Consider the following 26,966-nt stretch of genomic DNA (forward strand, 5'->3'; position numbering starts at 1 on the left):
AATTTGATTTATTTTAAGATTATAATTACATATTTAATGGTATTATATGATACAGCAGTATAAGTAATTACAACTAAAAATTTTTAGAAATATTCAAGTTATATATTGCATATGTCTAAAATTTATGATATCATCAAACGTTTACTTTATTTACTTGCTTTGATATACTATATATGTCCAGGAGGTATTGTGATGTATAACGTTGGAGACAAGATAGTATATCCTATGCATGGAGCAGGTGTAATAGTTGGAATCGAGGAGCGAGAAATTCTCAGTGAAAAAAGAAAATATTATATATTAAAGCTACCTGTAAAAGATATGGAAGTAATGGTACCGGTAGAAAATGCAGATGAAGTTGGCGTAAGAGATATTCTTACAAGAGAAGATATGGACAAGGTGTTTGAGGTATTAGGAAGTGAAGAAAAGGTTGAAATGCCTAAAAACTGGAGCAGAAGATATAGGTTCAACATGGATAGAATTAAATCTGGAGATATTGAAGAAATAGCTAGAGTAGTAAGAGCCCTAGAAAGGTCGGATACTTCCAAAAACTTATCAACAGGTGAAAGAAAATTACTTAATAGTGCTAAACAAATTATAATCTCTGAAATGGTATTAGTTTATGACGAAGATTATGAAAAAATTGTAAAAATTGTAGATGATGCCATTTTAAGATAAGGGGTGAATGGTATAAGCAGAAATAAAAAAATAGTAACTACGATGTTTAGGTTCTTATTTACTATTATAGGAGCAGGTCTTGGAGTAGCGCTCGTGATATTTTTAAAATCTATGGATTTTGCACGAGGCTTTAATACAACCATAATTAACATAGCAACAGTTGTGATAATTGGTATTTTCGCACTCATATTTTTTATTTTATCTCCAAAGATTTTTAGGTATATAGAAGTAAATTTAAAGGGAGTTGAAACAGAACTCAAAAAAAGGACTCTGTCGGAAAATTTAACCGGTAGTTTAGGACTTATACTCGGCCTTTTTATAGCATTTCTTCTATCACAACCAATTAATAGAATTCCAGTGATAGGAACGGCGCTTTCTTTAATACTCTATGGAATTTTAGGCTATCTTGGAATTAACCTATCTTTAAAGTATAAAGATGAATTAATTTATAGGCTTAGAGAAGTTAGTTTACCTAAAGCAACAAGTAGAGAAAAAGATAAAGACAAAAAGAAAGTTATGGCCGGAGCAAAAATACTCGACACAAGTGTAATAATTGATGGACGTATTAAAAATGTTTGCGAAGCAGGATTTTTAGAAGGACAGTTAGTCGTATCTAAATATGTGCTTGAAGAGTTACAACATATTGCGGATTCTTCAGATGCATTGAAGAGAAATAGAGGTAGAAGAGGCTTAGATATTTTAAAAGAACTTCAAGATAATTCTAATCTGGATATTGTCATATATAATGAAGACTATGATAATATAAAAGAAGTTGACTCTAAGTTAATTCAAATTACAAAAGATTTAAAGGGGAAAATTGTAACAAATGACTACAATTTAAATAAAGTTGCGGCGGTACAAAATATACCGGTTCTAAATATTAATGAACTTGCGAATTCAGTAAAACCTGTGTATTTACCTGGTGAAATTATGAAGATACAAATTGTAAAACATGGTAAAGAACATGGACAAGGACTTGGATATTTAGATGATGGAACTATGATTGTAGTAGAAGATGGTAAAGATCGTGTAGGTGAGGATGTCGAAGTAATTGTTACATCGGCGCTACAAACCTCTGCCGGCAAGATGATATTTGCAAAACCGACAAAGGGGGAATAATTTGGAACAAAATATTTATTTAGACAAGGAGCGCTTAAATGAAGCGAAATCCTTAGTAGAAAGCCTTGGTGAATCTCTTTGACCTGGCTGGTCTAAGAGAAAAGGTAAAAGAATTAAATGATAAACAGTTAGAGCCTAATTTTTGGGATAACAGTGAGTCAGCTCAAAAGGTGATAAAAGAATTGAATCATCATCAAGGGAAAGTTGATAAATATGACAAGCTCTCTAAGAAGATTGAAGAAGCAAATGATTTAATTGAATTGATGGAATTGGAAGAAGATTTCACTTTCTATGACGAATTTAAAAAAGATTTAGAAGACATAGAAAAATTTGCTGATGAGTTTAAGCTAGAAACGCTATTAAATGGGGAATATGATGCAAATGACTGCATTCTTACAATACACGCAGGAGCAGGTGGAACAGAGGCTCAGGATTGGGCTAGCATGCTTCTTAGAATGTATACAAGATATGCAGAGAGCAAAGGCTTTAAAGTGGAGATATTGGATATCCAAAAAGAAGATGAGGCCGGAATAAAATCTGCAACACTTTTAATTTCCGGAGACAATGGATATGGATATATGAAGGGGGAAAAAGGAGTTCACAGATTAGTTAGAATTTCTCCTTTTGACTCAAATAAGAGAAGACATACATCTTTTTCATCAGTTGATGTGTATCCACAAATAGACGGAGCTGTTGAAGTGGAAATCAGAGCTGAAGATTTGAAAGTTGATACCTACAGGTCTTCCGGAGCTGGCGGACAACATGTAAACACCACAGATTCAGCCGTTCGAATTACACACATTCCAACTGGAATAGTGGTTCAATGTCAAAATGAAAGAAGTCAGATACAAAATAGAGAAACTGCAATGAATATGTTAAAAGCAAAGTTGATTGCTCTTGCTGAAGAAGAACAAAAAGAAAAAATTGACGATTTGCAAGGGAACTATTCTCAAATTGCATGGGGTTCTCAAATAAGGTCATATGTATTCCAACCTTACACACTGGTAAAAGACCATAGAACAAATACAGAAGTTGGAGATGTAAATCGTGTAATGGATGGAGATTTGGATGAGTTTATAAATAGCTATCTACAACTAAAAGCTACTGAAAATTGAGGTATAATATGATAATTACAACAACTGATAAAATTGAAGGTAAAGAAATTGTTGAATATTTAGGAGTTGTTTTCGGTGAAACTGTAAACGGAATTAACTTTGTAAAAGATTTTGGTGCAGGGATAAGAAATTTAGTAGGCGGTAGAAGCGCCGGCTATGAAGAAGAATTGGTTTCAAGTAGAGAAGATGCCATTGCAGAAATGACTAGTAGAGCTACTAAGATTGGTGCTGATGCAATAGTTGGATTAAAGATGAATGTTGAGGCATTTGGACAAGGTAATATGCTTTTAGTAAATGTAATTGGAACAGCGGTTAAGTTAAAATAAAATTTTAGATTTAGTTAGATTTAAATAAATGGAAATTTAATTATATATGAAAGAATTGAAATTTTATCAATTATTATAATGGTGATTTCTCCTGTAATTATTTATTTAATTTTTGCTCAGAAATATAAAAATAATTTTAATTAGGGGGATTCTTAATTAGGGATTTATATTCTTGACATTAAATCGGCATGAAGGTATTAACCTTTGTGCCGATTTTTAAATATCAAATTTTCCCATAAGGTGTTAATAGAACCAAATTGCTTGTTTTTTATATCAACAAATAATTAAATTTTTATATTCAGCCAATCTCTATGAGTGATGCTTTCAACTATTTATTTAGTTAAATTATCCATGATTCTATCATATAATTTTGTCAAGACATAGTCAGTGATTAGTATAATATTGTATTTTGAACTTTTTCTGATTGTTCTGCATAGATCTTGCCTACAAATGTTTTAATGATTTCCGGGTAAAGTTCTTAATATTTGTATATTTTTTACAAGTTTAAGAAATGATTCTATATTAAATTAGTTAGATTGTAACTTTGTAATAGCCTCTTCAAGTTCAGCAATTTTTTGAAGTGTTTTCTTCATCATAAGCTTTAGAAATTTTCTCAAATCGTTTATAAAATATTTTGATTTCCAAGTTATCTTAATTTAGATTTTGAACAATGAGTCAAGTTTGATTGCCTTATTTTTATATAATATCTATTATTATCTAAAATTCTAAAAATTTGTAACATATGTTTTGACAGTTAAGATTTTATCAATAGAAAAATTGACACATTTATTGAGAATGGGATATAATAGACTATATTTGATAATGATAATCAATAATTTATTGTAAATTATATAAATTTGTGAATTAAATAGGTGAAAAAATGGATCAAAAATTTATTTTTAATAAATATAAAATAAGTGATGGTGTTTTTTTAGAAATCTATGATTTGGAAATTGAAGAATTGGAATATAAAACTAAGAATGGGTATGGAGATGAAGATTGGACTCTTAGAATTGATCATTGTTTAAATGGACGAATGGAGGCGGATTTTTTTAAACACAAGTATTCTTTTATTGAAGCGGGTGAATTTGCCATAAACAGCAGTAAATATCATTTGATTTCCAGTGCTTTTCCGGGAGGAAGATATAGAGGCTTGAGTATTATTTTTCATGAGGATAAGATGAATAAATTTAATCGCGAGATGCTTAGCTACATTGGAGTAGACTTGTTTAATTTCAATAAATGTATTTCTCCCAATAAACCTTGGTATACAAGAAGAGTATCTGGTAAAATTGAAGATATTTTTACGCTTTTATATATTGAATCTAGACTTGAAACACCACATTACATATGGTTAAAAATAGTTGAACTTCTATACTTTCTAAAACTAAATGAAGTTGAAATAGAAACTGATTTTGATTATTTTTCTGGTGCTTATATAGATATGATGAAAAAGAATGTTAATAAAGCTCTTAAGTCAGATGAAGTAGTAAAATTAAAAGAATTAATTAAATCTACTGGATTAAATACTACTATTTTTTACAAATTGTTCTATCTAATTTATGGTTCCACACCGGCAAATTATTTTAGAGAATATTATTTAAATCTTGCATCTACTAAGTTAGCTACTACAGATAAAAGTATCCAATCTATTGCTATGGAAGCAGGATACAATAACGCCAGTAAATTTTCATCAGCTTTTAAAAAAATTTATAAAGTTTCTCCAAGAGAATATCGTAAAAAAAATTTAATTTTGGAGCATTAAGAAGAAAGATGGGGGAGAGTTAGAAAATTATTTATTATAAAATAGTAACTGAAGTTTATTAAAACTAGCTTCAGTTACTATTTTTTTAGGAGGAAATATGAAGAAAAAAATTTTTATAATTATGTTTTTAATTTTATCTTTAATTATAGTTTCGTGTACAAATAAATCGAAAGAAGTAAATAGCAGTGATGATAAAAAGAGTAAAGTTGCTACAGCAGATATAAGAACTGAAGATAACGTTTTAAATGTGGGTTCAATTAAAGATTTTAAAACTTCTAAAGAGGGACATAGTTTAATATTTGACTCTCTAACTCGTATTGATCATTTATATAAGCCCATACCATGGTTGGTAACTAAATGGGAAATAAGCAAAGATTATATGGAGTATGATCTTTTTTATAATACAAATGTTAAATTTCATGATGGAACTATGCTAACAGGTGATGCTCTAAAATATAATATAGAAACTGGCGGCACTATTAATTACTGTTCTTATTCATATGTTTTAGATAATGTAGAAGTAGTTGAAGATGGACATTTGAAGGTTAAGTTAAATGCGCCATACCTATATTTGTTGCAGGATTTATCAAAAATTCCAGCTGTTCCAAAAGATAGTTTGGATGATAAGGGTAATAAGACTTCTCTTGTTGGAACTGGTCCTTTTAAATTTGTTGAAACTACTCAAGCAGAAATTTCAATTTTAAAGAAAAATGATGATTATTGGGATAAGAATTATAAGACTGATATAGATACTATAAATTGGCATGCAATAGCTGATGAACAAACTAGAAAACTTGCTCTTGAAAGTGGTCAAATAGATGTTTTAGGTTTGACAGAGCATTATATTTCTCTACCTTATAGTACAATTTACGATTTTAAAAAAAATAAGAATTACAATATTGTAAAAGAGTCTGATGAAAATTATACCTCTGTAGCTAGTATAAATTCTAATTGGAAAACTGGAAAGATGTCAGATATTAATTTAAGGAAAGCTATTTTAACTATGTTTGATCGTGAAGAATTGGTGAAAACTGTATTGTTTGGTATACCTAATCCTTGTGGATATTTATATAATCCTAAATTTGAAGATGGTCCTGATGAAAATAGTGAACTTAAATATGATTTAAATATGAGTAAAAAATATCTTGAAAAAGCTGGTTATAAAGTTGGAAATGAAAGTACACCTACTGTTGATAAAGATGGAAAGGTGCTTGACATGAAATTCATTATAGATGATGAAGAATACCAAAAAGATGTCTCTATTTATTTAAAATCTCAAGCAGCTAAACTAGGAGTTAACTTAAATATAGAAGTTTTATCTGGAGCTAAAAGAATTGAAACAATTAAAAGTGGTAATTTTGATTTAATTATGTCTCATCCGTGGTTTGTACCTCTTATTGACAGTTTGGGCTATATGGGATTGTCAGATGACTATTCGGATTATGGTTTAGGATATGGAATTAATCAAGAGATGAAAGATGCGGGTAAGAATTTTATAGAAGCTACAGATCCGTCAAAAATAAAAGAATCTGCTCAAGATATTTGGAAAATTCAGCAAGATGAAGCAGTTTCAACTCCGTTATTTAGTGATATAAGATATATAATTCACAACAAAAAATTTGAAGGATTTAAATTTGATGGAAATGTATTCCAAATTGACTTAAACGGAGTTAGGAGAGTAGAAGATGAAAGCTCGCTTGATTAGAAGTTTTATTTTATTAATACCAACAGTAATGATAGTATCTCTACTCTCTTTTGCCGTTATGTATTTTGCTCCTGGAGATGCTGCCAGACTTTTACTCCAGGAGCAACTTGATACAAACAATGTAACAGAAAAGCAGGCCGATGATTATAGACAAAGATTAGGGATTGATAAATCTTTTGGGAATCTTTATTTTGATTGGCTTAAGGGAGTTTCTAAGGGAGATCTTGGAAAATCCTTAAGTTTTAATAAGCCCGTAAGTGAAATTTTCTGGTCTAAATATAAATTAACTTTAAGAATATCACTTCTTAGTGTTTTATTTGAGATTTTGCTTGCATTTCCAATTGCACTTAAATCCGGAATGAAACCAAGGGGACTTGCAGATAAATTTGTTAATTTTTGGTCTGTATTGACTTGCTCAATACCATCTTTTTGGATTGCTTTAATTATAGTTTGGATTCTATCTGTAAAATTAAAGTGGAAATATACAATAGGATATTATGGGCTCAAAAGCTTAGTAGTGCCGGCTTTGATTATGTCTTTTTTATCAGCAGGAAATTTGGCTAGAATATTAAGAAATAAATGTATGGATGTAATGAGAGAGCCTTATATTGAATTTGCTCGCTCTTACGGCTTAAAATCTTTTGATATTTTAAAATACCATGTCCTTCCGCACGTTCTTCCGGTTTCTATTTCCATTTTGGTCCTTGATATTTCAAATTTTTTGGGTGGGGCAGTTTTGGTTGAAACAATTTTTAATATACCGGGCTTTAGTACTCTTATCCAAAAAGCAGTTCAAATTAAAGATTTTACGCTTATAAGCGGTTCTTTGTTCATTATTGGGATTATGATATGTTCTTTAAATATTTTTGCTGACTTCATATATCCAAAGCTTGATTCAAGAAATAAAAATGATATAAATCATAAAGTTAATAAGAGGAATTTAAAATGAAAAAAATTAGGAATAAAAAAACTTTAATACTAGGTTTTACATCCCTGTTTATAGTTGTATCAGTAATTGCCATCTCCACATTTACTGACGGCAATTTAATTAGTGTATATAATAGTTTTGAACAACCATCACTTTCTCACTTTTTTGGAACGGATAATATGGGCAGAGACCTTTTTTTAAGAACAATAGTTGGATTTAGAAATACATTTTTATATGCCTTATTAGTTCAAATTATTCCTTTTGTTTTAGGTTCGTTTATAGGTGCATTTTTAGGATATTATGGAAGTATAATTGACGAAGTTCTTTTACATTTTTTTAATATATTGTTATCATTTCCATCCATATTAGCTGCTATATTTTTGAGTGTGTTTGTTGGAGGTGGTGTATCTGTTGTTATAATGATTTTTTCAATATACGGATTAATTTACAATATAAAGCTTGTAAGAGCGGAAATTGGTCAAGTAAAAAATAGTGATTTTGTTTTAGGATTGAGGCTAAATGGAATTAGTGAAAAAAAGATTTTGTTTTCACATATGATTCCAAGAGCATTTTTTATTTTATGGCCACTTCTTCCTCTTCTTATTGGGCATACAATGATAGGGCTTTCTTCGTTTTCATTTTTAGGATTGGGAGTTCAACCTCCTACACCGGAGCTTGGAGTAATTCTAAAAGATTCTTTAAGATTTGCTAATAGCTTTCCTCATATGATAATTTTTCCGGGCCTATTTCAGATAACTTGTGTTCTAATTTTTACGTTATTTTCAGATTCTTTAAATATGGATTTAAGAACTAGACGTTTAGGAGGAATAAATGATTAATAAAATCTTTATAGAAAATCTTAGCATAAGTCATAGAGAAGCCGGAATGCTTTTGAAAGATATTTCCTTTAATATACCAAATGATGGGATATTTGCTATTTTGGGAGAAACCGGTAGTGGAAAGAGTTTGCTGGCAAAATCTATATTGGGTCTAACTTCACCTGAAATGAATATTTGCGGAAGTATAAAATATTATGACGAAAAGTATATAGAATATTCGCTTTTAGATCTTAAGATAAAGGAAATTGAAAAACTAAGGGGGAAAGAATTGCTTTGGATTCCGCAGAACGCCGGAGGAGCATTAAATCCTCTTGTAACTTGTGGCAAGCAAATTATTATAGCTTTAAGAAATAGTTTGAAAATTTCTAAAAGTGAATCTTTAGATAGAATTGATAAACTATTTAAACTTTTGGATCTTACGCCGACAAATAAAATTATGTCGATGTATCCTTATGAATTAAGTGGTGGTATGAAAGTTAGGCTAATGATTGCTATAGCACTTTTAATGGAAACTAAAACTTTGATTCTTGATGAGCCAACCAAGGGATTAGATGAAAAAAAGGCTTTTACTTTAATAAAACTTATGAAAAAAGTGGCATATGAAAGAAATATTAAACTAATAATCATTACTCATGATTTAAAACTTGTATTAGAATACGCTAAGTATTGTGCTGTACTTAATAAGGGCGAACTTGTAGATTATGGTAATACAAAAAACACATTAATGGATTCATCGATTCCTTATATAAAAGAACTTTGGAAAGCTTTACCTTCAAATGGAATGGGGATTTTAAATGGATAGGTTAGTAGAAGTTAAGGATATTTGTGTTTCTTACAATAATAGTAAGAAGATTTTAGAGAAGGCTTCACTTTATATTAATAAAAATGAGATTGTAGGATTAGTAGGAGAAAGTGGTTCAGGCAAGTCAACACTTCTATATGTAATTTGTGGTATAAAAAATGTCGATTACGGAGAAGTTTCTGTATACACAGATGATATAGGAATAGTCTTACAAAATCCGCAAACTGCACTTGATCCGTTAAAATCAATTGGATATTCATTAAGGGAATCCTTAGTAAGTTTTTTTAAAAAGAAAAATTTACCACGATTAAGTAAAAAAGAAATGAATCATAAAATAATTAAAGAACTTGAAAAGGTTGGGATTTCAGGAAGTAGAATCAATGACTATCCATATCAATTTAGTGGAGGTGAACTTCAAAGGATTTGTTTAAGTCGTGTACTTATTAAAAATCCGAAACTGTTGATTTTAGATGAAGCTACTTCCATGCTAGATGTATTGGTTCAAGCAAAGATTATGAAATTACTTTTAAAGTTACAATTAGAATATAATCTTAGCTATTTGATAATAAGCCATGATATGGATTTGATCAATTTAGTTTGCAACAGAGCCTATATTTTAGAAAATACACATATAAGAGAATTATTCAATAAAGAAGGTGATAGACAGTGATGATTCATAAAAGAATAGTTGAAATGACCCAAGGGGTAAGAAAATATATTTTTTTGAAGGGCGCAATTGGAATAATAATCAGCATAAGCTATATTATACAAGCCATATTTTTAGGAAAAGTAATTGCTCAAATGTACCAAGGTTCAGCTTTATTAGCTATGAAGAATAATTTAATTGTTTTAGCATCAATGTTATTATTGAGAATTATATTGGTTTGGTTTAATCAATTGTATGGTAAATGGATAGTAGCAAAAGTTAAAAATTATCTCAGGATGAGAGCTTACAAAAAATTAATGAAACTTGGACCGGGATATATGATTCATAATAGAACGGGAGAAATTGAATCTACTATTGTGGCCGGAGTAGATTATTTAGAAGGGTATTTAACATTATACATTCCTCAAATACTGGTATGTATCATGGGATCAGGGGCTATGGTTATTTATATTTTTTCGATTAAATTTGTATTGGGAATGATAAGCTTAATTTCAGTTTTAGCATCTTTGTTTGCGCCTATGCTTTTTGTATCAGTTCTAAAAAGGTTTACAAAAGAGCATTGGAGTTCATATATGGATCTAAATGCAGAGTTTGTGGATGCTGTACAGGGAATGATAACTTTAAAAGCTTTTAATGCAAGCCAAAGAATAGGAAAATTTTTAAAAGCAAAGATGCATATTCTTTTCCAAAAGACAATGAAAAGTTTAAGGTTTAATCTTCTTGATGTAGGAATTGCAGGTTTTTCTGCATCTATTGGATCAGCTTTTACTCTTGGACTTGCCGCATATTATACGGCAAAGGGAGAATTAGCTATTGAAAAATTACCGACACTTTTATTTTTAACTTCTGAAGTTTTTAGACCTATTACAGAACTTTCAATTTATTTTCATGCAGGTTTTATGGGAATAACATCAACTGATGGAATATTAAAACTTTTTGATGAAGAAGAATTTGTGATTAATAAAAAAGATAATGAATATAATCACTTAAAATCACCGATAGAATTAAAATTTAACTCTATTTCTTTTAATTATCCTAAATCTAAAAAAACTGTATTAAAAGATATGAGTTTTAAAATTAAAAAATTAGAAAAAATTGCAATTGTAGGAGAATCGGGAAGTGGAAAAACCACTCTAATAAACTTGTTGTTGAGATTTTATGACCCTGACAAAGGGAAAATTTATTACAATAATATTGATATTAAAGATATTCCTTTAGAAGTTTTAAGAAAGCAAGTAGCGGTAGTATCTCAAGACACTTATCTATTTAACGGAACTATTATGGAAAATTTGAAACTTGCAAAAGAAGATGCGAGCATGGATGAATTAATAAGTGCTTGCAAAGCAGCAAAAATTCATGATTTTATAAGCGGTATGGAAGAAGGATACTTAACTTTTGTAGGTGAAATGGGGTTAAATCTTTCAGGTGGTCAAAGACAAAGAATAGCAATTGCTAGAGCGCTTTTAAAAAATGCTCCTTTAATAATATTAGATGAAGCTACATCGAGTGTAGACATAGAAAACGAAAAAGCTATACAAGAAAGCTTAGATATTTTACTTAAAAATAAGACATCGATAACAATTGCTCATAGGCTTTCAACAATTAAAAATGTAGATAGAATTTTAGTGTTAAAAGATGGTGAGATAGTTGAAGAAGGAAAACATAAAGAGCTTATAAAAAATAAAAAAGAGTATTATAAATTAATTTTAGCTCAAAGAGAGGTTATGTAAAATGATGGATAGATTTGAAAAATATATCAGCATAAAGAAACTTTCTCCTTATGCTTTCAAACATAAAAAAGTATTTATAAAATCAATAATTGCAGGAGTTTTTAATAGCTTATTTACATTGACTTCTCTTTTACTTGGAGCATATCTTACAGCCCTTGCATTTTCCGGAAGTTCACCAAATGAGATTTCAAGATATTTTCCTTTATTGCTGGGACTAATTATAGGCAAAGGTATAACAGCTTATCTTCATATGTTATTATGCCATGATGTAGCCTATTTAGTTTTAGAAAATTTACGTGGAGATATGTTTGATGCAATTGAATTTGCATCTCCATTAAATCCCGTAAAATATAGAACGGGAGAAGTATCATCTATAATAATGGAAGATGTAGAAACTTTGGAAACTTTTTTTGCTCATATGTTAGGAGATTATATTATAGCCATAATATGTATGATTTTATACATATTATTGTATTTAATATTATCATGGCAAGCAGCATTACTATCATTAATGGCAGGCATTATAATTATTACAATTCCCTATTGGTTTGGAAGTATAAATCAAAAATTAGGAAAGGAATCAAGAGAAAAACTGGGAAAAACAAACGCATCAGTAGTTGATACGGTTCAAGGTTTAAAAGAAATTATAATTTTTGGCAAAGAAAGTAAATATATACAAAAAGTAGTGGATGATACAAAAAAATTGGGAAAAATAGATACCAAGGATGGATTTATGAAAGGATTACAAGCTGGAATAATAAATTTTGTAATGTCAGTAGTATTAATTTCAGTGCTTATATTAGGTAATAAAATGGTAATAAGAGGACAATTAAATCCAAATTACATTGGAATTTTAGTAATGATGGCATTAAATATTTTTATACCGGTAGTTACTGTATCATCAACTGCAGGAAAAATAAATGTGGTTGCTGCATCAGCAGATAGAATAAATGCATTGTTAAATGAGCAACCTATGATTTTTAATATCCAAAATACAAATTCAAAAATTATTAATAATGATTTGCTTTTTGTAAAAGATGTATCTTTTTCTTATGAAAATAAAAAAGAAGTATTAAAAGATTTTAATCTTAGTGTGAAGCCCATGGAAAATATTGCGATTACAGGAAAATCCGGTGCCGGGAAAAGTACGCTTATCAATCTTTTGATGAGATTTTATGATCCTTTAAAAGGAGATATTTTTTTTAATGGACGAAATTATAAAAATATGACCGCTCAAGAGGTTAGAAAAAATATTGCATACGTTCCTCAAGATGTATACCTTTTTCATGGAACTTTGATTGACAATCTTAGGATTGGAAAGCCGGATGCGAGTTTTGAAGAAGTTGAAAAAGCTTGTAAAATTGCTGTAGCAGATGAATTTATTAAACAACTTGATGACGGATATAACTCTTTTGTAGGAGAACGCGGAATTACCTTATCCGGAGGCCAAAAACAAAGAATAGCAATAGCAAGAGCTTTAATTGTGGGAGCTCCGATTTTAATAATGGATGAAGCTGTTTCAAACTTAGACACTAAAAGTGAAGAATTGTTCCGACAAGCTTTAAAAAATATATCTAATGAGAAAACTATCATTACAATTGCTCATAGGATGTCAACTATACTTGAAGCAGATAGAGTCGTTGTTATTGAAAACGGACTAAAAGCTTTTGATGGGAAATTAGAAGACTGGAAAAGATTGTAAATATAAATTAATAATACTTTTACAAAGGCTATGAGTTTGAATTCTAATAACCTTTTCTCTCAGTGTTTAAGACTTCCTCTTCAAATTTTTATAGTAATCAATAATTTAATGAACCTTTTAAGGAGTTTTCTATTTATATATGGCTAATTTATGTTAAAATCTTTGAAGGGAGGCGATAAAATGAGCAGAGATGTAATAATTGCTTTAGACTTTGATTCTTCTGAAAAAGCTTTAAATTTTATAGATAAATTTCAAGAAGATGAAGTCTATGTAAAAATTGGTATGGAATTATTTTACAAAGCAGGTCCTGAAATTGTAAGAGAATTTAAAAAGAGAGGACATAAGATATTTTTAGACCTTAAGCTACACGACATACCTAATACTGTAAAAAAAGCTACATTATCTTTAATGGACTTAGATGTTGATATGATAAATTATCATATAACCGGCGGTTCGAAGATGTTGAAGGAAGCTATTGAGGCAGCTAAGAAAGTTAAACCTGAGATTATAACTTTAGGGATAACAATGTTGACTTCAACTGATGAAGAAACAATGCACAACGATATACTTATAAAAGATGAATTAACTGTTGCAGATACGGTTAAAAAATATGCCGAGATTGGTAAGAATAGTGGACTTGATGGGGTTGTATCTTCAGCTTTAGAAGTACCTGAAATAAAAAAAGTTGCAGGGGAAGACTTTTTGACAGTAACTCCCGGAATTAGACTTGATCAAATAAAAGGTGATGACCAAAAACGTGTGGTAACTCCGGCTGATGCAAGAATGTTGGGTTCTGATTATATAGTTGTGGGACGTCCGATAACAGATGCAGAAGACCCCGTTAAAGCATATAGAGAAATAAAGAAAATGTTTATAGGTGAATGATGAAAGAGATATCAAAAATTTTATTAGACATAGAAGCTGTTAGTTTATCGCCAAGTGAACCGTTTACATGGGCATCTGGGATTAAATCTCCAATATACTGTGACAACAGGTTGACACTTTCTTATCCTGAAGAGAGAAGAATTGTGGAAAGTGGTTTGACTAAATTGATTGAAGATAATTATCCTGAAGTTGAATATATAATGGGTACCGCTACAGCAGGTATTCCTCACGCAGCTTTAATCGCTGAAAATTTAAAACTTCCAATGGGTTTTGTAAGGTCATCAAATAAAGACCATGGAAAACAAAATAAGATAGAAGGAAAGATTATAAAGGGAGCTAAAGTTGTGGTTATAGAAGATTTAATTTCAACAGGGGGGTCTTCTATTGAAGCTGCTAAGGCACTTGAAGAAGCAGGTTTTGAGGTGTTGGCTATAGTTGCAATATTCTCTTACAATTTAGAATCTGCGAATGAAAATTTTAAGGGAATGAACTTTGGATTAAAAACTCTAACTAATTTTGAAGAGTTAGCAGAAGTTGCGGCAGAAAATGGAATTATAGAAGAAGAAGATATATTGAAGTTAAATAAGTGGAGAAAAAATCCAAAAGATGAATCTTGGATAAAATAAATTAAAGATATAAGAAAGAGGAGTTTATTCAGCTTCTCTTTCTTTTAACTTATTATTTTCTCTATATTTTTTCAACTTTAATATAAACATAACTGAAAAGGGTACTACCATTAAAACTGAAACAAAATCTATTATGTTATAAATATAATCACTTTGCATGGACGGAGGAAGTGTTGAATAAAAATTATTTAACATATGCAATAAAACAGGATAAAATAAATTTTTAGTTTTCATATAAGTGTAACCAAGGATTAAGCCCATAATTGCTGTATAAATACTTTGAACAGCTTGCCCATGCCAAATTCCAAATAAAACTCCAGATAATATAGCAGGGAATAAACCACTTTTATATTTTTCTAAAAAATTATATACAATTCCTCTAAACAAAATTTCTTCAAATAATGGTCCAATAAATACGATTGACAAAAATACCCAAAAGTAAGCTCCGTTTTCAAATTGAGTCCACATATTAGAAAAATCAGTAAATTCATCTTTTAAAATTCCAATAGGAACCAGAAATCTTTCTATGAGATCTAAGACTATATATGAAATGCCGCCTAATGCTAATGAAAAAGGTATAGATAGCAATATAAAATTTGATTTTATAGGTTGTAATGTAATTTTATTTTTAGTAATCCATTTGTAGAGTGGGAAGAATAAAATTATTAAAAGTAGGCTGATTAAAGTGTCAGTCATAGCATAATTGTTTTCTAAAAAATTACTTAATCCGTCATAAAGAGATGATATGTAAAGTAATAAGTTATAAATTATTGCATTTAACAAAGGATATGTAAATACTATTATAATGGGGATGAAAAGATATATTAAATTCTTAGTTTTTAATTTCATAATAACTCCTTGTAATATTGTTTGATAAGTTTCTCATATATTGTTTAAAAAACAATATTAATTATCAAATTTTTAAGATTGTAATTAATTTGTTAGAAATAGTTTGTTTAGATAAATAGACAAAAGATAGAATGCTGTAAAAAGCTTGACAGTTGGCTGATTTTCTACTATAATCAGTTAGAATTTAACGGAGGGCGTAATAAGTATAGCGCCTTATTTTTATATATAAGGAGAGAATTATTTTGGTAGAAAAAGACATTTTTTTTACAGCTGAAGGTTTAGAAAAAATTGAAAATGAGATAGAATATTTAAAAACTGTTAGGAGAAAAGAGGTAGCTGAAAGAATTAAAGTGGCTCTTGGTTATGGAGACCTTTCTGAAAACTCTGAATACGATGAGGCTAAGAACGAACAAGCTTTAGTTGAAGAAAAAATAGCTAAACTTGAAATGATGGTTAGAAATGCTAAAGTCATTTCTGAAGATGAATTGAATTCTGAAATTGTAAATATAGGATCAACTGTTAAAGTTAAAGATGTACAAAGTGGAGAAGTGGATGAATATACAATTGTAGGTTCTGCTGAAGCTGACCCGCTAGAAGGAAAGATTTCAAATGAGAGCCCGGTAGGTGGAAAATTATTGGGACTTAAAGTTGGAGAATTTGTAGAAGTTGATGTTCCAGATGGAATCATTAAACTTGAAGTTGTAGAAATCTCATTATAGGAGGAAAAATGCAAAGTACTGAAGAAAAGAAGCTAAATGAAATGCTTGTTGCTAAGAGAGAAAAGCTACAAGAATTAAAAGATGCTGGTAAGGATCCGTTTCAAATTTCAAAATTTGACGTAACTCATCATTCAATAGAAATTAAAGATAATTTTGAAGAACTTGAAGAAAAAGAAGTATCTATTGCTGGACGTATAATGAGTAAAAGACGTCATGGTAAAATTGCATTCCTAGACCTTCAAGATTCTCAAGGCAGAATTCAAATTTTTGCAAAGAAAGATGTTCTTGGGGATAATTATGAAGATATAAAGGGATATGATATTGGCGATATCGTAGGTGTAGTTGGGAATGTATTTAGAACAGAAGCAGGAGAAATAACTGTAAGAGCTGGTAAAACTTTATTGATGTCAAAATCTCTTCAAATTCTTCCTGAAAAATTTCACGGACTTAAAGACCCTGATTTAAGATACAGACAAAGATATGTAGATTTAATTGTAAATCCTGAAGTTAAAGACATATTCTTAAAGAGAAATAAAATTATAAAATCAATTAGAGAATACCTTGATAACAGAGGATATCTAGAAGTTGAAACACCTATTTTGGGAACTGTTGCAGGTGGCGCAAATGCAAGACCATTTATAACACACCACAACACATTGGACTTAGATATGCAACTTAGAATTGCAAACGAGTTATTCTTAAAGAGATTAATCGTTGGTGGATTCGATAAAGTTTATGAAATGGGTAAGATGTTCAGAAACGAAGGTATGGACACTCGTCATAACCCTGAGTTTACAAACATAGAGTTGTATGAAGCATATGCAGATTACAATACAATGATGGAAATTACAGAAGAAATATTTGAAAATGCAGCAATGACACTTTATGGAACAACTGTTGTGAATTTCCAAGGAAAAGAGATTGACTTAAAAGCTCCTTGGAGAAGAGTTACAATGATTGATATTATAAAGGAACTTTCTGGAGTTGACTTCAATCAAATTCAAACTGATGAAGAAGCTAGAGAAATAGCAAAGGCTAAGGGTGTTGAAATTGAAGAAGGTTGGACTAGAGGAAAAATCATAGCTGAGTTCTTTGAAGAATTCTGTGAAGATTCACTTATTCAACCAACATTTGTAATTGGTCATCCTGTTGAAGTTTCTCCTCTTTCAAAGAGAAATGTAGAAGACCCAAGAATAACAGATAGATTTGAAGCGTTTATAAACGGATGGGAGTTTGCGAATGCATTCTCAGAACTTAATGACCCAATTGACCAAAAGGAAAGATTTGAATCTCAATTAAAAGAAAAAGAAGCTGGAGATGAAGAAGCACATCCAATGGATACAGATTTCATCAATGCTCTTGAAGTTGGACTTCCTCCTACAGGTGGATTAGGTATTGGTGTAGACAGAATGATTATGCTTCTAACAGATCAACCATCTATTAGGGATATTGTATTCTTCCCTACTATGAAACCACTAGGTAAAGAATCTGCTGGAAATTCTGATAAAGTTACAGTTGAAAAAATTGACTTTTCAAAAGTAAAAGTTGAGCCGCTATTTGAAGAATTTGTAGAGTTTGAAACATTCCAAAAATCAGATTTCAGAGTAGTGAAGGTATTGAATTGTGAAGAAGTTCCAAAATCTAAGAAGTTATTGAAGTTTACATTAAATGACGGTTCTGGAGTTGAAAGAACAATTTTATCAGGAATTAAAGAATATTACTCAGCAGAAGAATTGATTGGCAAAACATTAGTTGCAATTACAAACTTACCGGAAAGAAAGATGATGGGCATCCCATCACAAGGTATGTTGATATCCGCTGTATGTGAATATGAGGAAGAAGAAAAATTGAATTTGTTGATGTTAGACAATAACATTCCAGCAGGGGCAAAATTATATTAATAAATAATTTATTAAAAGGTGATGTTGCAGAGTAGAATCATCTATTCTGCAACATCACCTTTTTATATTTATGATTATTTTTTTATTTTATTTATATTAAGGCGTCAACTATTGTAAATTTGTCATATTCAATTGAAAAAGATATCTATTTATGGCATAATGAGAAATGCGAGTTGATGGTATATTGCTTTAAATGGGAAAAGAATTGTAATTGAATCTAATTTATTATGAGCAGTGTACTGAGATTTAAATTTAAGGAGAAATAATGAGACTTAGAAAAAAACATTGGGCAATTCCTGAAATGGAACAGAACCCATATATATTTTTTGAACCTGAGGTATATAAAGGTAAATGGAAAAATGTATTTGGAAATGAAAATCCAATACATCTTGAAATTGGCTCAGGTAAGGGAAGTTTTATAGCTAAGATGTCAAAAAGGGAGCCTAATATCAATTTTATAGGCATTGAAATGGAAACTAATGCATTTGCATATGCAGCGAGAAAAATTGCTGAAGAAGAGTGTTTTAATGTTAGAGGAATTTCAATCAATGCTGAAAAGGTTGAGGAAATCTTTGAAAAGGGAGAGATAGAAAGGATATACATAAATTTTTGTAATCCTTGGCCAAAGAAAAGACATCACAAGAGAAGATTAACTCATACAAGATTTTTGGACAGATATAAAAATATCTTAAAGTCTGGTTCAGAAATAGTTTTAAAGACTGACGATAGACCATTCTTTGAAGATACTATTGAATATTTTAAAGATGGTGGTTTTGAGCTTACTAATTGTACATTTGATATGAAACTTGAAGATTATCCTGAAAATATTGTCACAGAATATGAATCAAAATGGAGATCTCGAAATATACCTATTTGTCATTTGGTAGCAAAGTATAAATAGGGGGTTTGAATATGGAAAATAAAAATAGAACTTTCAGTTCTAAAATAGGATTTATTTTAACAGCTGTTGGCTCGGCTGTTGGTATGGCAAATGTATGGGGGTTTCCATACAAATTACAACAAAATGGTGGGGGAGCCTTTTTATTAGTCTATCTATTTTTTGTTTTAGTTTTTGGATATGTTGCGCTTTCTGCTGAGTTTGCAATAGGAAGAAGAGCTAACACCGGTACATTGGGTGCTTATGAGTATGCTTGGAATTCGAGAAATCTTGGAGTTGTAGGTAAATTTATAGGCTTTTTACCTTTGATAGGGTCTTTGTGTATCGCACTTGGATATGCTGTAATCATATCTTATGTTGCAAAGGCTTTGGGGCAATCTATAACTGGTACACTTATGAGTGTTGATTCAGGAAAATGGTTTGAACAGTTTTCAGGAATGGATTACTCTGTAGTTCCTTATCATGCAATCATTTTATTTGTAACTTTACTTACTTGTATAAAAGGTGCTGATTCAATAGAAAAATCAAACAAGATAATGATGCCTGCATTTTTTGTGCTGTTTTTAATTTTAATGATTAGGGTTGCAATGATACCTGGTGCATTTGATGGATATACTTTTATGTTGAGACCTGATTTTTCAAAGGTTTTAAATGTAAATACTATTGTTACTGCAATGGGGCAAGCATTTTTCTCTCTTTCAGTTACTGGTTCAGGGATGATAGTTTGTGGTGCATATCTTTCAAAATCTGAAGATATAGTAGATGCAAGTAAGCAAACTGCAATATTTGATACCGTAGCAGCTATGGTTGCGGCGTTTGTAATGGTGCCGGCTGTTTTTGCGTATGGAATGGACCAAGCTGGCGGACCGGGACTTTTATTTGTTGTTTTACCTAAGATATTACAAGATATTCCCGGGGGAAGAATATTTGCGATGGTTTTATATACTGCTGTAATTTTCGGAGGAATTTCTTCTCTTCAAAATATGCTTGAAGTAGTTACAGAATCTTTGATTCACAGATTTCCAAAGTTAAAAAGAAAATCTGTTTTAGCTGTTCTTGGAGTGCTTTTATTTGGAATAGGTGTAAATATGGAATCTATAAGCAAATGGGGACCTTGGATGGACTTAGTTTCTATATATATAATTCCTATAGGAGCAACTATAGGAGCTATTTCATGGTTTTGGATTTTGAAAAAAGAGGAATTGTTAGAAGAAATAAATACTTCATCTAAGAAAAAATATGGTGATTTATGGTATAACATAGGTAGATATCTGTATGTTCCTTTTGCTATAATAATTTGTTTTATAGCATTGGCATATAAAGTCGCTTTTTAATTTTAGAAAGAAGGATTGCAATGATAGAATTTAGATATGATACACAACTTTTAATTGAAGGTAAACATTTAAGTGAGGAAGAAATAAATGATTATTTTGTAAATAATTTCAAAGGGGATTGCCTTCTTGCTGTTGGAGATGATGAACTTATAAAAATTCATTTTCACACAAATGAACCTTGGCAAGTTTTAGAATATTGTTCAACTCTTGGTGAAATCTTTGATATAGTAATTGAAGATATGGACAGACAGGCAAGAGGACTACAAGGATAGATAAAAATAGCTCGTAAATGGAAACATCTACGGGCTATTTTTTATTGAAGAATTTTAATTATATAATTACATATATTTGCCAAATTTATTTCTAGCTTTTATTCGGGTGTTTAAATATACAATTTTGGCAAGGCGTTTGGTTGGAAATAGACTTTTCTTACCAGTAACTTTTGTGATTACAGCTTTTTTAGCACTTTTTAACAATAATTTTTTTAACATAGTACACCACCTTTAATACATTTATACCACTTTAACATAATTTTAATACAGAATTTAGCTAATTGGCTATAATTATTGTATAATGTTATTATGGAAAATAATATAAATAACAAAATAGAAAGAGTAATAATAGTTGGAACAGACATAGGGGCTAGACCTCATAGTCTTGCAACTTCAATAAATGAGTTAGAAGAGTTAGTAAAAGCAGCAGGAGCTGAAGTTGTGGGAGTTGTAACTCAAAATATAGATAAGTACTCTCCAAAATTTTTAATTGGTACAGGAAAATTACAAGAAATAAAAGATATGATACCAAAACTTGAAGCCAATGTAGTTGTTTTTAATGACGAACTTTCAGGAGTGCAACTTAGAAATATAGAAGATGAATTAAAGGTAAAAATTTTAGACAGAACAAGCCTTATACTTGATATATTTGCAATACGTGCTTCAACTTATGAGGCTAAATTGCAAGTTCAATTAGCTCAACTAAGCTATCAATTGCCAAGACTTTTGGGAATAGATGGCTGGTCCAGAACTGGGGGAGGGATTGGTACAAGAGGACCAGGCGAACAGATAATTGAAACTGACAGACGTAGAATATTAAGAGAAATTCAAACTATAAAGGAAAAGTTGAAGAAGGCAGAAAAGACCAGAGAAACTCAAAGAACTGGAAGAAAGAATTCTATGATTCCAATAGTTTCTTTAGTTGGATATACAAATGCCGGAAAATCTACTATCTTAAACAGAATAAAAATTTCAGATGCAAAAGAAGTATTTGTAAAGGATATGCTTTTTGCAACTCTTGACCCAAGTTCAAGAAAGGCTAAGCTATTAAATGGAATGGACTTTATAATTTCAGATACAGTTGGATTTGTATCTAAATTGCCTACAAAACTTGTAGAAGCATTTAAGTCAACTCTTGAAGAAATAAAACATTCGGATTTAATTCTACACGTAATAGATGCTTCAAATGAAGATTTGGAAATTCAATATAAGACTACAATGGACATATTGGAGGAACTTAAGGTAGATAGAAGTAGAATCTTAACTGTGTTTAATAAAATGGACAAAGTGGGCGGAGATTTGATGATAAATCCAAGGCATGGCGAAAATAGAATTTATATTTCAGCTACTCATGATGAAAGTATGGATAAACTTTTAGAGGCAATAGAGGAGAATTTACCTGAAAGATTTTATAATGTAAAACTTTTAATAGGATATGCCGACTCAGATACATTGTCAGAAATTTTGAATAAGCACAATCACGAAAATTTAGAATACAGAGAAGATGGAGTTAGTCTTGAAGTAGTGTTAAGTGAAGCTGAATTTAGAAAGTATGAAAGGTTTGTTATGTGATGTTTTTAAGCATATTTAAAAATGGACGAGATGAATTTATTGAAAAGAAATCTAAATTTATAGGACATAGCTTCATTATTCACAGCGAAGAAGAAGCTCTTGAAAAACTTGAAAAGATAAAATCAGAGTATAAAGATGCAACTCATAATTGTAGTGCTTATATAATTGGAGAAGACAGACTTATCCAAAGGTATAACGACGATGGGGAACCTTCAGGAACGGCAGGTATACCAATGCTTGAAGTTTTAAAAAAGGAAGAACTAACCAATGTTTTGGTAGTGGCTACTAGATATTTTGGGGGTACTTTGTTAGGAGCCGGAGGATTGGTAAGAGCGTACACCAAGACGGCAAAAGTGGCAATAGACGCTGGGATAGTCGTGTCTATGATTGAGCATGAAGAAATCGCATTTTCGTATGACTACACTTTTCATGGAGCAATAACTAATTATCTGATTAAAAATGAATATATAATTTTAAATGAAAATTATACAGATAAAGTTGAAGTGACTTTGCATAGAAGATTAGATGATGACAAACTTATAAAAGATATGATGAATATGACCGGTGGGGGAGTTAGTTACGAAGTTAAAAATACTCTCTTGTTGCCGGTCAAGGAAAATAAAATACTTTATTAAGAGGAAATTATGAAAAGAGAAATTGAAGATATAGTAAAATGGATGAGAGAAACAGTTGAAAATGCCGGATCAAAAGGTCTTATATTGGGACTTAGCGGAGGAATAGATTCAGCGGTGGTTGGAGCACTTGCAAAGCGTGCATTTCCAGATACGACATTGGGTTTGATTTTGCCTTGTGAGAGTAACGAAAATGATGAAGCAGACGCAAGGTTAGTTGCGGAAGCAATAGATTTGAAAATTGAAAAAGTTGATTTAACACAAACTTATAGACAGTTGATATCAAGTTCATTTAATTCTGAAAATAGAATGGCTAGGTCAAACATAAAACCACGTCTTAGAATGACAACTTTATATTATTATGCACAAGATTTAGGATACTTAGTATTAGGAAGTTCAAATGCTTCTGAATTTTATATTGGGTACTATACAAAGTATGGAGATTCAGGTTCTGACTTAATACCTTTAGCTGAATTTTTAAAAAATGAAGTTTATGAGTTGGCAAGGGAACTTGGGATACCAAGCAAAATTATAGATAAAGAGCCATCTGCGGGACTTTGGGAAGAACAGACAGATGAAAAAGAAATGGGATTTAGTTATGCCACTCTAAATGCTCACATCAAAGGAGAAAAGGCTGATGGAGAAATTGGAGAAAAAATAGATAGAATGCACAAAAATTCTGAGCACAAGAGAAAATTTGCCTTAATTTACAAGAGAAAAAAGTAAACTATAAACAAGTTGATTTTAAAAAATATGGAATTTATAAAAGCTACAATAGCTGATTTACCAAAGATAAACACGATATATGCAGAGCTTGTAAAAAAGATAGAAAATGATGGGATGAATTTTTGGAATGAAGAATATCCTTTTTGTTTTTTAGAACAAGATATTTTAGAAGAGTCTCTCTATTTATTAAAAGATAGAGGAGAAATAATATCTTGTATAAAAATAAGTTCAGAAAGAAGTGAGTCCAAGGGGATTGAATGGGCAGAAACTGATAAAAAAATAATATATTTTTATAGATTTGGAGTAAATGTCAAATACCTTAATAAGGGTTTGGGATTTAAAACCATTGAATGTGCAAAAAAAGTAGCAAAGGAAATGGGTGGAGAGTGTATAAGATTTTTAGTAGTTAGAGAGAACACACCAGCTATAAACTTGTATATCAAAAATGGTTTTACAAAAGTTCCGGGAATGTACACAGAAGTCATAGATGAAAACTACACTTTTCATGAATATGGATTTGAACTTATGATTTAGAATAAGTATAAATAATAAAATAAATATAAAATTTTAGCTCTTAATAATTAAATTTATGGTGTTGCCAGGATAATTTAATTTTTTATGAGCATTTTTCATGTTTTATAGTAAAAGTTTGATAAAAACTTTTATGTTATATTTTTTATCTATACCCAACTATATTAAAACAGTATTAACACTAATAACACAATATCGTTTATATTAAATAAATAGCATAGGAGGGGTTAGATGAATTTAATTGCACAAAAGTTGGCTGAATTCTCAGAATGGATTTGGGGTTGGCCATTAGTTGGAACGATATTGTTAGCGGGAATTTTACTGACATTTTTTTATAGGGGAAAATATTTATTACATCCGATTTTTCATTTTAAAAATACTTATTTTCAAATATTTCAGAAAGATAATAAGGGGAAGGGAACAATTTCAGGATTTGCAGCAGCTTGTACAGCTCTAGCCAATACGATAGGTATAGGCAATATAGGGGGAGTTGCTTCGGCGGTTGCCTCAGGAGGACCAGGGGCGGTATTTTGGTTGTGGGTAGCTGATATTTTTGGAACATCACTAAAAGCTTCTGAAATAATTTTAGCTCAAAGGTATAGAGTTAAATTTAATAAGTCCATTGATGAATACGTAAGTGATAGGTCTTTTGTAATGAAGAATTCAATGGGCTGGAAAAAGGGTGGATACATAGTGGCGTTCTTTGTAATTATCTTTGGACCTTGGACTAATGTGGTTCAAAGTGAATCTATTCAGTCGTCAATCAGACAAGCGGCTGATATATCATCTGTAATAATATTAGGAATTTTGGGACTGAGTGTATTTTTTACGATATATAAAGGAATTAGAAGAATATCGGAACTATTAGAAAGAGTAGTGCCTGTAATGGCAATTTTTTATGTTTTATTTGGAATAATAATCATGGTAGTTAATGCGGATAAAATCTTACCGTCATTTCAATCTATTTTTATATATGCGTTTAATCCGGCAGCTGCGAAAGGCGGTTTTATAGGAGCTACTGTTAAAGAATCAATAAGGTATGGAATTGCAAGGGGAATATATTCCTCAGACGCTGGAACGGGTTATGGAATGGTGGTTCATGCACCGGCTATAACAGACCACCCTGTTAGACAATCATCTTGGGGATGGGGAGAGATTATAGGTGATTTGGTAATATGTACTGTAACCGCCTTGATAGTAATAGTTACTGACTCATATATAAAGTTTGGAGAAGCTTACAGCGCTGAGCTTACAACTCTTGCTTTTGGAGAAGTTTTTGGTAATTTTGGAATAGTTTTAATGGCAATAATAATATCTGTATTTGGTTGGACTACAATTGTTGGGATGTATTATAGTCTTTCAAAGTCTGTAAATTATATTTTTGGGGATACTAAATTTAATAAGATTGCGACAAATTTATATATTATTTATTTTTTAGCTCCAATAGTCTTTTTCTCAAATATTAAAGCTGACTTGTTGTGGTCTATAACAGATTTAATTTCAGGAATGTATGTATTGTTGACATTAGTGTTAATAGTTGGAAATTTAAAGGAGATTAAAAGATTATTTACAGATTTTTGGTACAGATATTTACCGGCTTTGAATAGAGGAGAAAATCCACCTATAGTTTCTTACGGTGTATTGGAGGAGAGAAATGAAGAAAAGTATTGATGAATTAATTAGTTTAAAAAAGATATTAGTTTTAGATGGAGCGCTTGCCACTGAACTTGAAAGGGCGGGCAAGAATATAAATGATTCATTATGGAGCACTAAAATATTAATAGAGGATTCAGAGGCTATAAAGAAGGTTCATCTTTCTTACTTAGAGGCGGGATGTGATATAATTTTGACATCTAGTTATCAAACGACGATAAAAGGTCTTATGAAGAGAGGTTATACAAAAGATGAGGCAATAGAGATAATCAAGAAGTCATTTAGAATAGCCAATGAAGCTAAGGAAGAATATTTATTAAAGAATAGTGTTGAAGTTGAACCTATAATTGGTGCGTCAATAGGACCGTACGGAGCTTTCTTGTCAGATGGAAGTGAATATACTGGTAATTATGAAGTTTTAGATAGTGAGATGAGAGATTTTCACTATGAAAAGATTAAAATTTTAAAAGATGAAGGGGTAGAGTTATTTGCTTGTGAAACTATACCTTCTTTTAGAGAGGCTTTAGTAATTCAGAAAATTTGTGAAGAACTTGAAGTTGAATACTATATAAGTTTTAGTGCAAAGGATGAATATAGTATTTCAGATGGAACGTCTATACGAGAGTGCGCTGGTAATTTAAATGGAAAATATTTAAAAGGTATAGGAATAAATTGTACTGCCCCTGAATTTTTAGAGAGTTTGATAAGGGAAATAAAGTCAGTTTACAACGGAAATATAGTAGTATATCCAAATAGTGGAGAAATTTTTGACCCTGTTTCAAAAACATGGTCTGGAAATGGTCAATGTGTGTTTGATTTAGCTGAAAATTGGATAAGAGCTGGTGCTAATATAATAGGCGGTTGTTGCAAGACTACACCGCAAGATATAAAGAAACTTGCAGATAGTATAAAAAACAAAAAGATTAAAAACTTGTTGACATCAATTGCACTTTAAAGTAGAATACATTTAAAGCTGAGAAAGAGAAAAAGATATG

At 30.6% G+C, this 26,966-nt stretch carries 27 protein-coding genes and 1 other annotated feature (1 of these 28 cut by a window edge); of the genes, 25 read left to right on the top strand and 2 right to left on the bottom strand.

Features of this window, described 5'->3' with window-relative positions; translation table 11 throughout:
* Nucleotides 1–192 precede the first annotated feature (192 nt).
* From DYE58_RS07300 to pyrE, 14 genes are all read left to right on the top strand, one after another.
* Nucleotides 193–675: a CarD family transcriptional regulator gene (locus DYE58_RS07300; protein ID WP_040552323.1), complete on the top strand. Its 483-nt coding sequence runs from the start codon at nucleotides 193–195 to the stop codon at nucleotides 673–675.
* Nucleotides 676–717: 42 nt separating this feature from the next.
* Nucleotides 718–1,794, top strand: coding sequence for a PIN/TRAM domain-containing protein (locus DYE58_RS07305; protein WP_040552324.1), 1,077 nt, complete (start codon nucleotides 718–720; stop codon nucleotides 1,792–1,794).
* A gap of 1 nt (nucleotide 1,795) precedes the next feature.
* A protein-coding gene (prfB, locus tag DYE58_RS07310) for a peptide chain release factor 2 (protein ID WP_115312148.1) occupies nucleotides 1,796–2,909 on the top strand; the annotation gives its coding sequence in 2 pieces (ribosomal slippage) (nucleotides 1,796–1,873 and nucleotides 1,875–2,909; 1,113 coding nt in all).
* Between the two features lie 8 nt (nucleotides 2,910–2,917).
* The gene (locus tag DYE58_RS07315) at nucleotides 2,918–3,235 is read left to right on the top strand and encodes a YbjQ family protein (protein ID WP_004820891.1); all 318 of its coding nucleotides are present in this window, start codon (nucleotides 2,918–2,920) and stop codon (nucleotides 3,233–3,235) included.
* An 880-nt stretch (nucleotides 3,236–4,115) separates the two neighbouring features.
* Nucleotides 4,116–5,000: a helix-turn-helix domain-containing protein gene (locus tag DYE58_RS07320; RefSeq protein WP_004823539.1), complete on the top strand. Its 885-nt coding sequence runs from the start codon at nucleotides 4,116–4,118 to the stop codon at nucleotides 4,998–5,000.
* Nucleotides 5,001–5,097: 97 nt separating this feature from the next.
* Nucleotides 5,098–6,705: an ABC transporter substrate-binding protein gene (locus tag DYE58_RS07325; protein WP_115312149.1), complete on the top strand. Its 1,608-nt coding sequence runs from the start codon at nucleotides 5,098–5,100 to the stop codon at nucleotides 6,703–6,705.
* Nucleotides 6,686–7,654, top strand: coding sequence for an ABC transporter permease (locus DYE58_RS07330; protein WP_004820896.1), 969 nt, complete (start codon nucleotides 6,686–6,688; stop codon nucleotides 7,652–7,654). Before DYE58_RS07325 ends, DYE58_RS07330 begins: the two co-directional genes overlap by 20 nt.
* On the top strand, nucleotides 7,651–8,472 hold the full coding sequence (locus DYE58_RS07335; RefSeq protein WP_115312150.1) for an ABC transporter permease: 822 nt from the start codon (nucleotides 7,651–7,653) through the stop codon (nucleotides 8,470–8,472). Before DYE58_RS07330 ends, DYE58_RS07335 begins: the two co-directional genes overlap by 4 nt.
* Nucleotides 8,465–9,274, top strand: coding sequence for an ATP-binding cassette domain-containing protein (locus DYE58_RS07340; protein ID WP_004820899.1), 810 nt, complete (start codon nucleotides 8,465–8,467; stop codon nucleotides 9,272–9,274). The genes DYE58_RS07335 and DYE58_RS07340 overlap by 8 nt, the downstream gene beginning before the upstream one ends.
* Nucleotides 9,267–9,944, top strand: a complete 678-nt coding sequence (locus DYE58_RS07345) for an ABC transporter ATP-binding protein (RefSeq protein WP_004820900.1) — start codon at nucleotides 9,267–9,269, stop codon at nucleotides 9,942–9,944. Before DYE58_RS07340 ends, DYE58_RS07345 begins: the two co-directional genes overlap by 8 nt.
* Entirely contained in the window at nucleotides 9,944–11,671 is a 1,728-nt protein-coding gene (locus DYE58_RS07350) for an ABC transporter ATP-binding protein (protein ID WP_245946116.1), read from the top strand. The genes DYE58_RS07345 and DYE58_RS07350 overlap by 1 nt, the downstream gene beginning before the upstream one ends.
* 1 nt (nucleotide 11,672) lies before the next feature.
* Nucleotides 11,673–13,373 carry a thiol reductant ABC exporter subunit CydC gene (cydC, locus tag DYE58_RS07355; RefSeq protein WP_004820905.1) on the top strand — a complete coding sequence of 567 codons (1,701 nt, stop codon included), beginning with the start codon at nucleotides 11,673–11,675 and terminating at the stop codon, nucleotides 13,371–13,373.
* Nucleotides 13,374–13,553: 180 nt separating this feature from the next.
* Entirely contained in the window at nucleotides 13,554–14,258 is a 705-nt protein-coding gene (gene pyrF, locus DYE58_RS07360) for an orotidine-5'-phosphate decarboxylase (protein WP_040552328.1), read from the top strand.
* The gene (gene pyrE / locus DYE58_RS07365) at nucleotides 14,258–14,884 is read left to right on the top strand and encodes an orotate phosphoribosyltransferase (protein ID WP_281269842.1); all 627 of its coding nucleotides are present in this window, start codon (nucleotides 14,258–14,260) and stop codon (nucleotides 14,882–14,884) included. The genes pyrF and pyrE overlap by 1 nt, the downstream gene beginning before the upstream one ends.
* A 24-nt stretch (nucleotides 14,885–14,908) precedes the next feature.
* Here the strand turns inward: pyrE and DYE58_RS07370 are convergent, their stop codons facing one another.
* Nucleotides 14,909–15,733, bottom strand: a complete 825-nt coding sequence (locus DYE58_RS07370) for a CPBP family intramembrane glutamic endopeptidase (RefSeq protein ID WP_004820912.1) — start codon at nucleotides 15,731–15,733, stop codon at nucleotides 14,909–14,911.
* 242 nt (nucleotides 15,734–15,975) lie between these two features.
* On the opposite strand from DYE58_RS07370, the gene greA reads away from it, so the two are divergent.
* The 5 genes from greA (at nucleotide 15,976) to DYE58_RS07395 (ending at nucleotide 20,857) form a co-directional block, all read left to right on the top strand.
* Nucleotides 15,976–16,452 carry a transcription elongation factor GreA gene (gene greA, locus DYE58_RS07375; RefSeq protein WP_004820913.1) on the top strand — a complete coding sequence of 159 codons (477 nt, stop codon included), beginning with the start codon at nucleotides 15,976–15,978 and terminating at the stop codon, nucleotides 16,450–16,452.
* Nucleotides 16,453–16,460: 8 nt separating this feature from the next.
* Entirely contained in the window at nucleotides 16,461–18,353 is a 1,893-nt protein-coding gene (gene lysS / locus DYE58_RS07380; protein WP_004820915.1) for a lysine--tRNA ligase, read from the top strand.
* A gap of 265 nt (nucleotides 18,354–18,618) precedes the next feature.
* The gene (gene trmB / locus DYE58_RS07385; protein WP_115312152.1) at nucleotides 18,619–19,254 is read left to right on the top strand and encodes a tRNA (guanosine(46)-N7)-methyltransferase TrmB; all 636 of its coding nucleotides are present in this window, start codon (nucleotides 18,619–18,621) and stop codon (nucleotides 19,252–19,254) included.
* An 11-nt stretch (nucleotides 19,255–19,265) separates the two neighbouring features.
* Nucleotides 19,266–20,585, top strand: a complete 1,320-nt coding sequence (locus DYE58_RS07390) for a sodium-dependent transporter (RefSeq protein ID WP_004820918.1) — start codon at nucleotides 19,266–19,268, stop codon at nucleotides 20,583–20,585.
* Nucleotides 20,586–20,605: 20 nt separating this feature from the next.
* Nucleotides 20,606–20,857, top strand: coding sequence for a hypothetical protein (locus DYE58_RS07395; RefSeq protein WP_004820920.1), 252 nt, complete (start codon nucleotides 20,606–20,608; stop codon nucleotides 20,855–20,857).
* Nucleotides 20,858–20,923: 66 nt separating this feature from the next.
* Here DYE58_RS07395 and DYE58_RS11055 read toward each other — a convergent pair whose 3' ends face one another.
* On the bottom strand, nucleotides 20,924–21,076 hold the full coding sequence (locus DYE58_RS11055) for a hypothetical protein (protein WP_004820922.1): 153 nt from the start codon (nucleotides 21,074–21,076) through the stop codon (nucleotides 20,924–20,926).
* A 90-nt stretch (nucleotides 21,077–21,166) separates the two neighbouring features.
* Here DYE58_RS11055 and hflX point away from each other — a divergent pair, with 90 nt between their 5' ends.
* From hflX to mmuM, 6 genes are all read left to right on the top strand, one after another.
* Nucleotides 21,167–22,429, top strand: coding sequence for a GTPase HflX (gene hflX / locus DYE58_RS07400; RefSeq protein ID WP_004820923.1), 1,263 nt, complete (start codon nucleotides 21,167–21,169; stop codon nucleotides 22,427–22,429).
* Nucleotides 22,429–23,064 (top strand): YigZ family protein, encoded by a 636-nt coding sequence (locus DYE58_RS07405; RefSeq protein WP_115312153.1) that lies wholly within the window; start codon nucleotides 22,429–22,431, stop codon nucleotides 23,062–23,064. The genes hflX and DYE58_RS07405 overlap by 1 nt, the downstream gene beginning before the upstream one ends.
* A gap of 9 nt (nucleotides 23,065–23,073) precedes the next feature.
* A complete protein-coding gene (gene nadE, locus DYE58_RS07410) occupies nucleotides 23,074–23,787 on the top strand; it encodes an NAD(+) synthase (protein WP_004820930.1) in 714 nt (237 codons plus the stop codon).
* Between the two features lie 27 nt (nucleotides 23,788–23,814).
* On the top strand, nucleotides 23,815–24,321 hold the full coding sequence (locus DYE58_RS07415) for a GNAT family N-acetyltransferase (protein ID WP_004820931.1): 507 nt from the start codon (nucleotides 23,815–23,817) through the stop codon (nucleotides 24,319–24,321).
* Nucleotides 24,322–24,549: 228 nt separating this feature from the next.
* Nucleotides 24,550–25,989: an alanine/glycine:cation symporter family protein gene (locus tag DYE58_RS07420; protein ID WP_004820934.1), complete on the top strand. Its 1,440-nt coding sequence runs from the start codon at nucleotides 24,550–24,552 to the stop codon at nucleotides 25,987–25,989.
* Nucleotides 25,973–26,926: a homocysteine S-methyltransferase gene (gene mmuM, locus DYE58_RS07425; RefSeq protein ID WP_004820935.1), complete on the top strand. Its 954-nt coding sequence runs from the start codon at nucleotides 25,973–25,975 to the stop codon at nucleotides 26,924–26,926. Before DYE58_RS07420 ends, mmuM begins: the two co-directional genes overlap by 17 nt.
* Nucleotides 26,927–26,937: 11 nt before the next feature.
* Nucleotides 26,938–26,966, top strand: a binding site (T-box leader) (it continues 209 nt past the right edge of the window).

The sequence above is a fragment of the Peptoniphilus indolicus genome, from assembly GCF_900454665.1.
GTDB lineage: Bacteria > Bacillota > Clostridia > Tissierellales > Peptoniphilaceae > Peptoniphilus > Peptoniphilus indolicus.

Excerpts from the sequence above, each read along its gene's own strand:
- DYE58_RS07300 (WP_040552323.1), top strand. The coding sequence starts at position 193 with ATGTATAACGTTGGAGACAAGATAGTATATCCTATGCATGGAGCAGGT.
- DYE58_RS07305 (WP_040552324.1), top strand. The coding sequence starts at position 718 with ATGTTTAGGTTCTTATTTACTATTATAGGAGCAGGTCTTGGAGTAGCG.
- DYE58_RS07315 (WP_004820891.1), top strand. The coding sequence starts at position 2,918 with ATGATAATTACAACAACTGATAAAATTGAAGGTAAAGAAATTGTTGAA.
- DYE58_RS07320 (WP_004823539.1), top strand. The coding sequence starts at position 4,116 with ATGGATCAAAAATTTATTTTTAATAAATATAAAATAAGTGATGGTGTT.
- DYE58_RS07325 (WP_115312149.1), top strand. The coding sequence starts at position 5,098 with ATGAAGAAAAAAATTTTTATAATTATGTTTTTAATTTTATCTTTAATT.
- DYE58_RS07330 (WP_004820896.1), top strand. The coding sequence starts at position 6,686 with ATGAAAGCTCGCTTGATTAGAAGTTTTATTTTATTAATACCAACAGTA.
- DYE58_RS07335 (WP_115312150.1), top strand. The coding sequence starts at position 7,651 with ATGAAAAAAATTAGGAATAAAAAAACTTTAATACTAGGTTTTACATCC.
- DYE58_RS07340 (WP_004820899.1), top strand. The coding sequence starts at position 8,465 with ATGATTAATAAAATCTTTATAGAAAATCTTAGCATAAGTCATAGAGAA.
- DYE58_RS07345 (WP_004820900.1), top strand. The coding sequence starts at position 9,267 with ATGGATAGGTTAGTAGAAGTTAAGGATATTTGTGTTTCTTACAATAAT.
- DYE58_RS07350 (WP_245946116.1), top strand. The coding sequence starts at position 9,944 with ATGATTCATAAAAGAATAGTTGAAATGACCCAAGGGGTAAGAAAATAT.
- cydC (WP_004820905.1), top strand. The coding sequence starts at position 11,673 with ATGATGGATAGATTTGAAAAATATATCAGCATAAAGAAACTTTCTCCT.
- pyrF (WP_040552328.1), top strand. The coding sequence starts at position 13,554 with ATGAGCAGAGATGTAATAATTGCTTTAGACTTTGATTCTTCTGAAAAA.
- pyrE (WP_281269842.1), top strand. The coding sequence starts at position 14,258 with ATGAAAGAGATATCAAAAATTTTATTAGACATAGAAGCTGTTAGTTTA.
- DYE58_RS07370 (WP_004820912.1), bottom strand. The coding sequence starts at position 15,733 with ATGAAATTAAAAACTAAGAATTTAATATATCTTTTCATCCCCATTATA.
- lysS (WP_004820915.1), top strand. The coding sequence starts at position 16,461 with ATGCAAAGTACTGAAGAAAAGAAGCTAAATGAAATGCTTGTTGCTAAG.
- trmB (WP_115312152.1), top strand. The coding sequence starts at position 18,619 with ATGAGACTTAGAAAAAAACATTGGGCAATTCCTGAAATGGAACAGAAC.
- DYE58_RS07390 (WP_004820918.1), top strand. The coding sequence starts at position 19,266 with ATGGAAAATAAAAATAGAACTTTCAGTTCTAAAATAGGATTTATTTTA.
- DYE58_RS07395 (WP_004820920.1), top strand. The coding sequence starts at position 20,606 with ATGATAGAATTTAGATATGATACACAACTTTTAATTGAAGGTAAACAT.
- DYE58_RS11055 (WP_004820922.1), bottom strand. The coding sequence starts at position 21,076 with ATGTTAAAAAAATTATTGTTAAAAAGTGCTAAAAAAGCTGTAATCACA.
- hflX (WP_004820923.1), top strand. The coding sequence starts at position 21,167 with ATGGAAAATAATATAAATAACAAAATAGAAAGAGTAATAATAGTTGGA.
- DYE58_RS07405 (WP_115312153.1), top strand. The coding sequence starts at position 22,429 with ATGTTTTTAAGCATATTTAAAAATGGACGAGATGAATTTATTGAAAAG.
- nadE (WP_004820930.1), top strand. The coding sequence starts at position 23,074 with ATGAAAAGAGAAATTGAAGATATAGTAAAATGGATGAGAGAAACAGTT.
- DYE58_RS07415 (WP_004820931.1), top strand. The coding sequence starts at position 23,815 with ATGGAATTTATAAAAGCTACAATAGCTGATTTACCAAAGATAAACACG.
- DYE58_RS07420 (WP_004820934.1), top strand. The coding sequence starts at position 24,550 with ATGAATTTAATTGCACAAAAGTTGGCTGAATTCTCAGAATGGATTTGG.
- mmuM (WP_004820935.1), top strand. The coding sequence starts at position 25,973 with ATGAAGAAAAGTATTGATGAATTAATTAGTTTAAAAAAGATATTAGTT.